The 12,117-nt window shown below is 61.3% G+C and carries 10 protein-coding genes; 3 read left to right on the plus strand and 7 right to left on the minus strand.

The window, feature by feature from the left end:
- Window positions 1–232: 232 nt before the first annotated feature.
- Entirely contained in the window at window positions 233–1,165 is a 933-nt protein-coding gene (locus tag KF691_08650; protein ID MBX3389509.1) for an NHL repeat-containing protein, read from the plus strand.
- A 292-nt stretch (window positions 1,166–1,457) separates the two neighbouring features.
- On the opposite strand, the gene KF691_08655 is transcribed toward KF691_08650, so the two are convergent.
- The 3 genes from KF691_08655 to KF691_08665 form a co-directional block, all read right to left on the minus strand.
- The gene (locus tag KF691_08655) at window positions 1,458–4,841 is read right to left on the minus strand and encodes a PD40 domain-containing protein (GenBank protein ID MBX3389510.1); all 3,384 of its coding nucleotides are present in this window, start codon (window positions 4,839–4,841) and stop codon (window positions 1,458–1,460) included.
- Window positions 4,842–4,994: 153 nt separating this feature from the next.
- The gene (locus KF691_08660; protein MBX3389511.1) at window positions 4,995–5,390 is read right to left on the minus strand and encodes a nuclear transport factor 2 family protein; all 396 of its coding nucleotides are present in this window, start codon (window positions 5,388–5,390) and stop codon (window positions 4,995–4,997) included.
- Between the two features lie 79 nt (window positions 5,391–5,469).
- On the minus strand, window positions 5,470–6,258 hold the full coding sequence (locus tag KF691_08665) for an AMP nucleosidase (protein MBX3389512.1): 789 nt from the start codon (window positions 6,256–6,258) through the stop codon (window positions 5,470–5,472).
- A gap of 220 nt (window positions 6,259–6,478) precedes the next feature.
- On the opposite strand from KF691_08665, the gene KF691_08670 reads away from it, so the two are divergent.
- Window positions 6,479–7,318: a hypothetical protein gene (locus KF691_08670; protein ID MBX3389513.1), complete on the plus strand. Its 840-nt coding sequence runs from the start codon at window positions 6,479–6,481 to the stop codon at window positions 7,316–7,318.
- A 140-nt stretch (window positions 7,319–7,458) separates the two neighbouring features.
- The gene (locus KF691_08675) at window positions 7,459–8,730 is read left to right on the plus strand and encodes a TCR/Tet family MFS transporter (GenBank protein ID MBX3389514.1); all 1,272 of its coding nucleotides are present in this window, start codon (window positions 7,459–7,461) and stop codon (window positions 8,728–8,730) included.
- A gap of 24 nt (window positions 8,731–8,754) precedes the next feature.
- Here KF691_08675 and KF691_08680 read toward each other — a convergent pair whose 3' ends face one another.
- From KF691_08680 to KF691_08695, 4 genes are all read right to left on the minus strand, one after another.
- Window positions 8,755–9,177 carry a zf-TFIIB domain-containing protein gene (locus tag KF691_08680; protein ID MBX3389515.1) on the minus strand — a complete coding sequence of 141 codons (423 nt, stop codon included), beginning with the start codon at window positions 9,175–9,177 and terminating at the stop codon, window positions 8,755–8,757.
- A 13-nt stretch (window positions 9,178–9,190) separates the two neighbouring features.
- On the minus strand, window positions 9,191–10,321 hold the full coding sequence (locus tag KF691_08685) for a DNA topoisomerase IV subunit A (GenBank protein MBX3389516.1): 1,131 nt from the start codon (window positions 10,319–10,321) through the stop codon (window positions 9,191–9,193).
- Window positions 10,322–10,401: 80 nt separating this feature from the next.
- Window positions 10,402–11,142, minus strand: a complete 741-nt coding sequence (locus KF691_08690) for a dienelactone hydrolase family protein (protein MBX3389517.1) — start codon at window positions 11,140–11,142, stop codon at window positions 10,402–10,404.
- A gap of 80 nt (window positions 11,143–11,222) precedes the next feature.
- Window positions 11,223–12,113: a hypothetical protein gene (locus tag KF691_08695; protein ID MBX3389518.1), complete on the minus strand. Its 891-nt coding sequence runs from the start codon at window positions 12,111–12,113 to the stop codon at window positions 11,223–11,225.
- Window positions 12,114–12,117: the final 4 nt, after the last annotated feature.

A 12,117-nucleotide genomic window follows, 5' to 3' on the forward strand; every position in this document is an offset into this window, starting at 1 on the left:
CGAAAGGCATAACCGAGGATCGGACTTGGGAGTTTTGCGGGGTGGATGTGCTTGGGACGTCCGAAGCGCGAACAGACGTTTCCCCCGAAATCCCGGATGAGGGCTTGTCGAGAACGGCAACCGGATGCAAGCGAGGGGCGGGAACATGGGGCACACTCAAACTGGTGGCTCTGCGCGCGGTGGATGTGTGCCGCGTGGGAGCGGCCCGGGATTCGTGGGCATGGAGAGAGTGATGTTCAAGCAAATCGGTGTGATGCTGGCGGCGATGAGCGGTGTGCTTGCGGGAACGGCGATGGCGCCCGCGAAAGAGATGCTGGTGTGCGGGTTCGGGTCGAACAGCGTCGCGCGCTATGACATGAGCGGCAATTTTCTCGGGAACCTCGACGCGGCGGGAAACCTGCAGGGTCCGCTGGCAGCGCGATTGGGGCCCGACGGGAAGATCTACGTTGTGAGCGAGGGGAACAACCGGATCGTGCGGTATAGCACGACGGGCGCGTTTCTCGACACATTCGTCGCCGACGCGGGCATGAACTCCCCCACGGGTGTGACGTGGGACAAGAACGGCGACATGTATGTTTCGAGCTTCAACGGAAGCAAGGTGCGGAAGTACAACGGCGCGACGGGCGCGTATCTGAGTGACTTCGTCACGGCCGGCAGCGGCGGATTGAGCGGCGCGGATAACGGGATGATGTTCGGGCCGGATGGGAATCTGTATGTGCCGAGCTACAACAACAATCGCGTGATCAAGTACAACGGAACGACGGGCGCCTCGATGGGGAATTTCATCGCGAGCGTGAATCGGCCGCGGCAGTTTGAGTGGTTCAACGGCGTGTTCTACGTCGCGAGCGAGGGCGCGAACCAGGTGAGGCGGTTCAACGGGACGACGGGCGCGGGGCTGGGCAACTGGATGACGACGGGCGCGGGAGGCTTGAGCACGCCGATCGGGATGGCGTTCGGAGGCGACGGGTTCTTGTATGTGAGTTCGAGCGGGTCGAATCAGATTCTGAAGTATGACGAAGGGACCGGCGCGTTCGTTGGCGTGTTCGCGACGGGGAGCGCGGAGAGTTTTCAATTGCCGGCGTTCATCACGATCATTCCGGGCCCGGGAGGGATTGCGGTGTTGGGAATGGGTGTCGTGATTGCGGGGAGGAGAAGGCGGATGTGAAGGCAAAGCCGAAGAGAGACATTCACCACAGAGAGCACAGAGGGCGCAGAGACTGAAGGAAGAAGCTGGGAATGCTTTTTTGGCGGCGAAGTCAGACCGCGACGAACTTCGACGCCGGAGTTGTTGGTGGCGATGGCGGGAACTTGCCGCGCGGGGGCGACTCAGCAGCAGCGCCCACCCCCCCCCCCCCACCCCCTCCCTCCGGGAGGGGGCAAAAAAAAAGATCAGAGCGCCACACAAGCACTCCCTTCCCCCAATCCCTTCCCTGAGGGAAGGGGCTTCGGAGGACGCGCTACTTGGACGGTGTGAAACTCTTGTTGGGAAGTGCGGGCGGCTGAGGCGGAAGCACGGGCTTCTCTTTGATGAGCTGCTGAAGGTGTGCGATGGCGGCATCGAGCTGCGCGTCTTTGCCTTCGAAGGTTGCGTGCGGCAGGTTGTCGACTTCGATGTCGGGGACGACGCCTTTGCCTTCGATGAGCCAGATGCCGTCGGGGCCGAAGACGCCGGTTTCGCCTGCACTCGCGACGCCTCCGTCGGAGAGGCGGTTCTGCATGCTGAGCCAGACCTCGCCGCCCCATGTGCGCGTGCCGATGACTTTGCCAAGACCCAGGCGCTTGAAACCCTCGGAGAAGGCTTCGCCATCGGAAGCGGTGAACGCGTCGCAGAGGACGACCATGTGGCCGCGGAATGCGTACTGCATGTTCCAGGAGTCGGGCTGGCCGATGCGGGCATTCCAGAACATCCAGGCTTTACGGATGAGCGCGCCGAGAATCCAGGAGTCGATGTTGCCTCCGGTGTTGCGGCGGACGTCGATGATGAGGCCGGCGCGGTTGTAGACGGGGAAGAAGTTTTTCGCCCAGCGGCCGATTTCGCCGCCGCTCATGTTGCGGAGGTGGACGTAGCCGATCTGGGCGTTGCCCTTCTTCTCGACTTCGAGGCGCCGGGTGTATTCCCAGGATGAATAGCGGAGATCGGCGGCTTCGCCTCCGGAAAGCGGCGTGACGATGACGTCGCGCGCATCGGCTCCCGAGGCGGGTTTGACGCGGAGAAGGACTTGCTGACCGGCCTTGCCGCGGAGAAGGGAGGCGGGATCGGCGACGTTGGCGAGCGAGATGCCGTTGATCTGCTCGATGAGGTCGCCGCTGGCGATATCGACGCCGGGGCGAGCGAGGGGCGGGATCGAGCCCGGTTCGTCGGGATCGAAATCGTAGATGTGCGTGACGCGCCAGCCCCCGCTCTCGCGCGACATGTCGGCGCCGAGGAAGGCGTTGGCGATGTCGTCGGAGGAGTCGCGGATGTCGCCTCCGCGAACGAAGTGGTGCAGCGTTGAGAGTTCGCCGGAGAGCTGGGCGAGGATGTCGTTGAGCTCGGCGCGGGTGCGGACGCGCTCGACGAGCGGCGCGTACTTGGCTTTCATCGCGGGCCAATCGACGCCGTGCATGTTCGTTGCGTAGAAGTAATCGCGGAGCAGACGCCACGCGTCCACGTACATCTGCTTCCACTCGATCGCGGGGACGAGGCTGAACTTCCACTTGGAGAGATCGACGGATTTGCCGTCGAGATCGGCGGGCGCCGCGGCGGCATCGACGATGAAGAGAGAGGCGCTGCCGCCGGGGCCGGACTTCTGGATGAAGAGCTTCTTGCGATCGTGCGAGAGTTCGTAGCGCCGGATGTCGGCGGAGATGGTTTTGTTTTCGATCTTTTCGTTGCCGATGTTGACGCCGTGGAGGCTGGTTTTGGGTTCGCCCCGCGTGAAATCGGTGAAGAAGAGTGACTTGTCGGTGATGCTGAGGTTGCCGTAATTGCTGGGTGGGAGAGGAACTTCTTCAAGGCGGGACTGGATGCCGTCGAGATCGATGACGACTTCGGTCGCGGGCTTTTTGTCGTCTTTCTTCGCGTCGGCCTTATCGTCTTTCGCGCCGTCGGCCTTCGGGTCGGACTTGGCTTCGTCCTTCTTGTCTTCTTTCTTGGCGTCGTCTTTCTTTTCGTCCTTCTTATCGGCATTGAGCTCATCGTTCGGTTGCCACGGAGAGCGCTGGCCTTTTTTGAGCGAGACGAGATAGATCTTCGTGCGCTTGTCGAAGTGAGGCTGAGGCGCGAGCGGGCCCCACGGGCTTTGGACGGTCGATTGGAAGTTGCGGTCGCTGAGGAGATAGAGCCACTTGCCATCCGGGCTGAAGGCGGGGCTGGCGCTGTCGAAGCGATCGGTGGTGACGGGCGTGGTCTGGCCGGTCGCGACGGAGTAGAGATTGATCACGCTGTTGGAATTGGGCGCGGGCGCGGCAAAGACGAGCCATTTGGAGTCCGCCGACCAAGACACATCTCCGATATCGCCGGTCTTGTTCTGGACGATGGTCTTGGTGGATTCGGCGTCGAGATCGGTGATGTAGAGTTTCTGGTTTTTGTCGGTGTGCGCGACAAGTTTGCCGTCGGGGCTCGGCACGATCGCAAATCGGAGAATCTCGCTGTCGTTCGTGATCTGAGTCGGTTCGCCGACACCGTTGGCGGGGAGTTTCCAGAGTTCGACTTCGCCCGATGCGTCGCTAAAGGCAAGGAGCGACTTGCCGTCGGGTAGGAACGTGGCATCGCGGAATCGCGTTCCGGATTTTTGCGTGACATCGACGAAGCGGCCCTGCTTGGCGGGCGCGACGAAGACCTGGCCTCGGGCTGTGAGCGCGACGCGGTCGCCGTTTGGCGACACAGAGGTCGATGCGATCGCCTTCGCGGGCTCCTTGATCCAATCCTCGCGCATCTGGTCGAAATCGCTCGAGATCTGGATCGGGACGTGAGAATCCTTGCCGCTGGCGAGATCGAGGAGCCAGATGTCGGCGCCGTGCTGATAAGTGATGCGGCCGTTGTTCTGGCTGGGAGAGGCGACGTCGTATTCCGTGTGTTTGGTGTGCTGCTTGAGGTCCTTGCCGCTCTGGTCCATGGACCAGATGTTCATGACGCCGTCGCGATCGGAAGCGAAGTAGATGCGCCCCTGCCACCACATCGCGTCCTTGCTTGTGCCGTCGTAGTCGGTGGTGAGCGGAGTGGCTTCGGCATCGCCCGCGCCGAACTTCCAGAGCTGCTGGATGAAGCCGCCCTGATAGCGCTTGGTGTTGCTGCCCTGGAAGGGAAGACGAGTGAAGAAGAGGGTTTTGCCGTCGTCGGAGTAGACACCTTGATCCGCCTCATAGAGCGGAACGCGATCGACTGCCGCGGCTTCGATCGGATCGGCTTCGCGAGCACGCGGCGTGAACGCGACGAGCTGGCTTGAAGGCAGCGTCGCGAACTCGCGGGTGGAATAGAGGACTTTGCCGGAAGGCGTCCAATCGACGAAGCTCACACGCGAGGCGCCGTAGGTCTGGCGGACAGGGAGGCCGCCGTCGATCGGCATGGTGTAGATCTCGCCTGGTCCCTCGTACGTGCCGACGAAGGCGATGGTCTTTCCGTCGGGGGAGATGGCGGGACGAGCTTCTTCGCCCGTGCCGGTGGTGAGGCGGGTGGCCGTGCCGCCGGAGGCGGGCACGCGCCAGAGATCGCCCTCGCTGACGAAGACGATGGTGTCGCCGTGGATCGAAGGCTGGCGGTAGTAGCCGTGGGTTTGCGGGTTGGGGTTGGGGCCAGAAGCGGGCTGTGCGAGGGCGAGTTGGCTAAGGGCGAGTGTTGCGGAAACGAAGAAAAGTCGCATGGGTGCGGAGTCTCCGGGGTGAGTGTGGAAGAGTACCGGATTGGCGGGACGAGGTTGCCGCGAACTCAAGTGAGCGGCTCCGGCATGAACAGCGGAATCGCGAAGCGGACGCACCCTCACCCCCTGCCTCGGGGAGGGGCATTGGGAATTCGACTATGAGCGCGAAACTGCGCGATGGACGAGCGCAGTGTCGGTGTATTGGCGGAAGCGAGTGATTCGGCCTTCTTTCACGTCGTAGATGTGGGCGAATGCAGCGGAGAGTTGCTTTCCCGTCGCCTTGTTCGTCCCTTCGTAGATGCCGATCGCGATGACGGTGTTACCGGCATCGTGCCACTCGGTCACGCGGGCGCGCCAACTGTCCCAATCGCGGCGGAACTGCGAGAGGACATCATCGAGGACGTGAGCGGCGCCTTTGTGCATGCCGCCACCGGGGAAGCCGTCGTTCTGGATCCATTCGATGTCTGGATGGAAGATCGAGAGAATGCGCTCGCGATCGCGCGAAGCGAAAGCGGAATAGAGGGATTGAACCAGGGAAAGGTTGGCGGTCATTGAATTGCTGGCGGTAACGTTCGAAGGTTCGATAGTTCACCGGTCTGAAGGACCGGTATTACTAAAGCTGGTTGTCTCGCTACTCATACCTCAAGTGCTTCACGCTCTCCCCGCTATCGCGCAGGTCGATAAGTGCATCGATGCCGATTTCGAGGTGGTTCTTGACGAAATTCTTGCTGACGTGCAGATCGCTCTCGCCGGTTTTCACGCCTTCGGGGCTCATCGGGTTGTCGCTGACGAGGAGCAACGCGCCCTTGGGGATTGAATTCACGAAGCCGACCATGAAGAGCGTCGCGGTCTCCATGTCGATCCCGATCGCGCGGATCTGCCGCAGGTAATCCTTGAATTTCTCATCGTGTTCCCAGACACGCCGGTTGGTCGTATAGACCGTGCCGGTCCAGTAGTCGCATTTGTGCTCGACGATCGCGGTGGAGACGGCGCGCTGCAGGCGGAACGACGGCAGCGCGGGCACTTCGGGTGGCATGTACTCGTTGCTGGTTCCCTCGCCGCGGATCGCGGCGATGGGGAGAACGAAATCACCGAGCTTGGTCTTTTTGAGGCCGCCGCATTTGCCAAGGAAGAGCACGGCATCGGGCTCGACAGCGCTGAGCAGGTCCATCGTGGTCGCGGCCATCGCGGAGCCCATGCCGAAATTCACGATCGAAATGCTCTCGGCGGGCGAACCCGGTGCGCCGGTGGCTGACTGCATCGGGCGGTCGCGACCGAGAACCTCCACGCCGAAACGGGTCGCGAACGCTTCGACATAACTCTGAAAGTTGGTCAGCAAGATGTACTTGCCCCACTGATCGAGCGGGCGGCCGGTGTAGCGGACGAGCCAGTCGCGGACGATGTCGGCTTTGGTTTTCATGCCTGGGTTACAGGATACGGGAAGCGTGGAGAGAACGCGGAGATACGGAGAGAGCGGAGTTTCGCGGAGAGAGAGCAAAGAGCCCTAGGAAAGCAAGCCGGAGGCATTCAACGCGGAGAGCCAAAGAGATGACCGGGAGGAGGGCGGCGTTCGAGGCAGAAGAAGGCATCGAGGCAAGAGGCACTGGGGCATCAAGTGCCGATCTTGATAGGCTCGCGGCATGCAAACACTGCTCTGGTTCTTCGGCGCGTGTGTGGTCGGGCTTTTGTTCTCTGCGCTCGTGTTTCATGCGCTGGCGCGGATGGGCAAGTTCGGAAACGCGATCTGTGATGCGTGCGCGAAGGGGTACCTGCTCGACATCACGGTGTTCTACTTCGTCCATGGGCCGTGGGTGGCGGCGGCGGCATTTGCGTTGGGTCGCCCTTGCGTCACGTGCTTTACCTTCTGGGACTGTTTCTGGCCCCTCCTCGCCACCGCCATCCTCGCGCAGATGGTCACGCTCGTTCTCTGGGGCTGGATGCACGAGGCGATGCATCCGGGCATCCGCAAGGGGCCGCGGATTGTCAGCACATTGAACCGCAAGGTCGGGCGGTTCCGGAATCACGCGGCGGTCTGGTGGACTGCTTGGGCTGTGCCGCTCTTCACGATCGTGCGCATCGCGGAAATTCTGTTGTACCCGCCCCTTCACTGGCTCGTGCGGTTGCCCAAGTACAACGTGAATGAGTGGATCAACGTGAGCCGGCAGAAGTTTTCCGGTTTGGTCGGGCACGATCTGATCTGGTGCCTGTATTGCGATTGGATGACGGGGGTTTGGAGTCTCGGCAGCGAGATGCTGCGGAACGTCGAGAGTTTCTGGTGCCCGATTCGGTACACCTCGCCGGAGAAGTGCGAGAAGTGCTGCGTGGATTTCCCCGACATTAACGGCGGCTGGGTCGATGCGAATGGAAACATCGCGGATGTCGCCGCGGTGCTCGATCAGAAGTATCCGGGGCCGGGGGGCGTGAACGGCTGGTTCGGTCACCCAACTCGGGTCGAGCTGACGGTTCGGAAGACGGATTGAATTCAACGAGATGAGATTCGGTACATGGCCAATTCGTGGAGCATCGTCGCGGCGCCGAGGGGTGCCGCGGTTTGCTCTTCGGGGCGTACCGGGATTGAAACTCCGACAGCGGTTCTCGCGCTCCGCTACGCTGGCGGGCCGTGCGCGCGAAACACACCCCAGCCATCGGGTTCATCTTTCTGACATTGCTGCTCGACGTGCTCGGGTTCGGCGTCTTGATTCCTGTGGGTCCGAAGCTTGTTCAGAGTTTGCTGAATCACGGTGCAGGGGGAACAGACGAGCAGGCGGCGTACGCCGTCGGCTGGCTGGCGGCGACGTACGCGATCATGCAGTTTCTTTTTTCGCCCCTGCTCGGCGCGCTCTCCGATCGCGTGGGGCGGCGGCCGATTCTCCTGATCGCGATCCTCGGATCGGGCCTTGACTACTTCGCGATGGCGTTTGCGCCGACGCTCGCGATTTTCTTTGTTACACGCGCGATCAACGGGTTGTCGGGCGCGAGCATGACGGTGTGCAACGCGTACATCGCGGATATCACGCCACCGGAGAAGCGTGCCGCGGCATTCGGCATGATCGGCGCGGCGTTCGGGCTCGGATTCATCCTGGGCCCACTGGCGGGGGGTGTCCTGGGCGATTACGACATCCGGCTCCCGTTCTACGTGGCGGGCGGGCTGTCGATCGCGAACTGGTTGTACGGGCTCGTCGTGCTCCCGGAATCGCTGCCGCGCGAGCGGCGATCGCATTTGAGGCTTTCACGGGCGAATCCGATCGCCGCGTTCCACGGGTTGGGAAGGTACCCAGTTGTTGCCGGGCTCGCCGCGGCGATGTTCCTCCTCAACCTCGCGATGTTCGGTCTGCACATGACATGGGTTCTCTACACATCGCACCGGTACGAGTGGAAACCGTGGCAGGTGGGGCTTTCGCTCTTTTGCGTGGGGCTGGGCGCGGTGATCGTGCAGGCCGGGCTGGTGCGCAAGATCGTTCCCAAATTGGGAGAGCGGCGATCGCTCCTGATCGGTCTTTGCATCGGCGTTCTCGCCTACATCGGCTACGGCTCGGCGACGCAGGGTTGGATGATCTACGGGATCATCGCGTTCGCATCGCTCGGGGGAATCGCGCAGCCTTCGGCGCAGGCGATTATCACCAAGACCGTGCGACCCTACGAGCAGGGCGAGGTGCAGGGCGCGCTGACATCGCTGCAGTGTATCGCGCAGATCTTCGGTCCGATCATCGCGACGCAGGTCTTTGGTTTGTTCATTTCGGATCGCGCGCCGATCTATATGCCGGGGGCATCGTTCTATCTCGGCGCGATTTTCTCGGCGTTTGGGACGATCGCTGCGGCCTGGGCGACGCGAGGCTATCCGGTCGCGAGCCCGCACACGATGGAACCGGCGGTTGAGGGCGCCAAGGCCTGACAATCTCGCGATTCTTGCAAGCTGTCAGGCCTTCTTGCTCCGGAAGATGCCGCGCACGCGCTCGGCGAGGGTGAACTCGCTGAGATCCTTGAGCTCGCCGGCGTCGAGGAGGACGCCGCCGCACTCGCGGCACAGATCGATGATGACGTGCGGCTGGCGGGGATCGGGAACCTGCAAGAGTTTGGAGTGATCGCGCGGGCACTCGAGGAAGTCGTCGCGTAGCACCTTGTATTCGTAGTTGTTTCTTGCGGTGCCGTAGTCGATCTCGTCGAGATCGACCCCCTGCTGCTTCGCCCGGATCACGCGTTCGAGTTCGTACGCATCGAACCAGATCGCACCGCATCTGCCGCAGTGATCGACAACGAGATCGCTGCTGCCGACAGTCAGTTTCTCCATGATGGTGGCGTCTTTGGGACAGCGGATCTTGCCGGGGGGTGTGAGGTGCATGGCGTTCCTTGATTCAGTCGAGCCAGTCACGAGCCTTGAGCCGCTCGGGCACATATTCCTCGGTGACGTAACTGATTCCCTTGTTGATCATTGCTTCGACTTCCATCTTGAAGCCGTTCTCGAGGAGTTTCTGGATTTCCTTCTGCCAGCCCTTGTGGTGTTCGAACCACGGATAGGCCGCGATCTCCTTGGCGCGCTTGATGTCGTTGTCTGTAAGATCGATCTTCACGGCATCGCCGAGATCGCACTCGTCGTAGTCCTTGGCGCGGATACCGAGAAACTTGGCATCCGGGATCGCGAGTCGCGAAGATTCGAACGCGAGCGAGATCGAACCTTGCTTGATGACGCTGTAGATGTAGTGCCCCCACGGATCGCAATCGAGTACGCAAATGATCGGCAGCTTGAGTTCCTGGTTGAGGCGCTGCAGCAATCGACGGCAACCGCGCGGCGGCTGGCCGGCGCCGTGAGTCAGGATGCAGTTGTTTTCTTCCCAGAACCGGTCTTCGTTGAAGCGATTCCAGACCGTGCCCTTTTCGACGTGGAGCACGAACTTGGCTTCGCACTTCTTGAACTGGATGACGTCGGGCTCAACGATCGAGGGGATTCCCCAACCACCCGAGCCCATTCTGCGGGCGTCGATTTCATCGCCCTTGTCGACGATCGTGATGTTGCCGACGAGCGTGCCTCGGTTTTCGGCGAAGATGTGGAGCTCTTCGCGGAGCGCGCCGAGCGTCACCTCGAGGTCTTCAAGGATCGGATCGGATTCATCCTGCGTGTCGAACGTGTTTTCCTTCGTGCCGGCGACAGTGTGCTTGGCTTTGTAAAAGACACCGCGGAGGCTGGAGGTTTTTCCGGAGTCGATCAGATCCTTGATCGTGCTCCCGTGCAGCATCGTTTGCATGAACTGCTTTGCGGTTTTGAGGTCGAAGAGCGGGCGGTCGGCTTTGCCGTCGCCCATCTCGAGGATGCCGCGCTTCTTGTTCCAGATCGTGTTGGACTTCGCGCGAGTCGGGATATGGAAAATGGGTTCCTTGCCGCCGAGCGTCTTTTTCGAAACGTCGTCGGCGAGGTGGACGATCTTTTCAAGCGTTTTTTTGTCGCGCTCTTTGGTTTTGGGGGAAACGGTTTGCTTGGCCTTTGCCATCGGATCATCCTTGATGCGAGCTTGATGCGGTCCTGCGTTCTAATCTGCAGAATCGGCTTCTTGGCGCCGAGCACAGCAACTCAGGGCTTGGATGAGCCGAGTTTCTCGGCGAACACTTCTTTCATCATGGCCCACGACCGAACATCGGCGTTCTTGTTGTATTTGACGCCCGGGACGTGATAGCCGTCCGCGTTCGGATTGGTAAATGCGTGCACAGCCCCGCTGAATTCGGCGAAAACGAAATCAACACCGGCATCCTTCATTTGCTTTTCAAACTTCGCCTGCTCGCCTTCGGGCACAAAGGTGTCGTCGGCTCCCTGGCAGATCACGACGGTGCCTTGGATCTTCTTGTTGTCGTCGGGATTCTGCGCAGAGTACGTCGAAGCGTGGAACGCAACGACCGCGTCCAAATCGGCGCCCGTTCGCGCCAACTCCATCGCGACAGTGCCACCCATGCAGTAACCGATCGCGGCGAGGCGGGACGCATTGACGATTTTTTGGTCCGTGAGCACTTTCAGCCCTGCCGCGGCACGCGCGCGACGAGCCTGCTGATCCTTCATGATCTCGCCCGACCACTGCGCCGCCTGCTTCGGATCGGTCGTGGTTTTGCCTTTACCGTACATGTCGATCGCGAAGGCGACGTACCCGAGTTCGGCAAGCTGCTTGGCGCGGTTCTGCGAATACTCATTCATCCCCCACCACTCGGGGCACAACACAACTCCAGGAGCCGGCTTGTCGGAACTGACCTTCGCGTCATCCCACGCGAGAAACCCTTCCAGTACCGTGTCGCCGTCTTTGTATTCGATTCGTTTCGTTTGCACTGCTCCGAGGGTAGCGTGGGCGAGGAAACACATCACAATCAGAGACCAAAACGCTCTCATACCTGCTCCTTTTCGAGAGTCTATGAGCTTCTTTTCCAGAAGAAGAGAATAACAGTGACGAACACCGCTTCGGGAAGGAATCGAAAGTCCACGGTATCGCGGATGCGGGTCGGGTGACGCCATCGCAGCGCGATCATTCCCAGAATCATCGCGATGCTCCAGGAAACCCGCGTCACGAAGGGAAGCGGACGGGCGAGGAAAAGTCCTGCCGCAATAGCGATCCGTCCGATTCCAGCCCAGTTCCATACCCGGAGCGTCCCGAGGCTAGTAGCGAACGTTTCAGTGCGGAAACGGCGATCGGTCGGTTCGTCGTCGATGTCGCAGAGGGCGGCGTCGAACAGGATTCGAAGAGTCACTGTGATGAATGAAGTGAGGATTGCGGCTCTTTCGGTCCACGCGGACTGCGCCATCTGTTCGAGGGTTCCGGGATACGCCGCGGCGATTGCGATCAGCGCGGAAAACGCGGTCATTCCGATCGCCACGTACGCGTTTTTCAGCCAGAGTCGATCTTTCACCCGCGCGAACCGGCGGCGGGGCTTGGGTGCATAGACCACGGTGCTTGCCGCCGCGATAACGACGAGAATCGGCAAGAACGAGTGGATCCGTGCCCCCGCGATCGCGGCGGCGATGAGCAGCGCAACCGCGAAGCTGCGAACCCGTACCGGCTGCCGCGACAAAAACTTGTACCGCTCGGGCTGGGCCTCGATATCCGCGGGATCAAGCCAGGCGGAAAACATCTTGACGCGGTCGATGGAATAGACGGCGGTCGCGGTGAGGAGCACGCAAGCCATTGCTTCCCACTGCGGCAGTAGCCCGGCCCGGGTAAGCCCGGCGAGTTGGCTGAAGCAGATGAATGCCGCGAGTGCGTACAGGCCGGCCCAAAGCCCAAGATGCCCCAAAGCTTTCAACACGTCC

Source organism: Phycisphaeraceae bacterium (genome assembly GCA_019636555.1).
Classification (GTDB): domain Bacteria; phylum Planctomycetota; class Phycisphaerae; order Phycisphaerales; family UBA1924; genus JAFEBO01.

What these genes read in the sequence shown, in the direction of transcription:
- KF691_08655 (MBX3389510.1), bottom strand. Translation starts at nt 4,841, where the DNA reads ATGCGACTTTTCTTCGTTTCCGCAACACTCGCCCTTAGCCAACTCGCC.
- KF691_08650 (MBX3389509.1), top strand. Translation starts at nt 233, where the DNA reads ATGTTCAAGCAAATCGGTGTGATGCTGGCGGCGATGAGCGGTGTGCTT.
- KF691_08680 (MBX3389515.1), bottom strand. Translation starts at nt 9,177, where the DNA reads ATGCACCTCACACCCCCCGGCAAGATCCGCTGTCCCAAAGACGCCACC.
- KF691_08665 (MBX3389512.1), bottom strand. Translation starts at nt 6,258, where the DNA reads ATGAAAACCAAAGCCGACATCGTCCGCGACTGGCTCGTCCGCTACACC.
- KF691_08660 (MBX3389511.1), bottom strand. Translation starts at nt 5,390, where the DNA reads ATGACCGCCAACCTTTCCCTGGTTCAATCCCTCTATTCCGCTTTCGCT.
- KF691_08685 (MBX3389516.1), bottom strand. Translation starts at nt 10,321, where the DNA reads ATGGCAAAGGCCAAGCAAACCGTTTCCCCCAAAACCAAAGAGCGCGAC.
- KF691_08670 (MBX3389513.1), top strand. Translation starts at nt 6,479, where the DNA reads ATGCAAACACTGCTCTGGTTCTTCGGCGCGTGTGTGGTCGGGCTTTTG.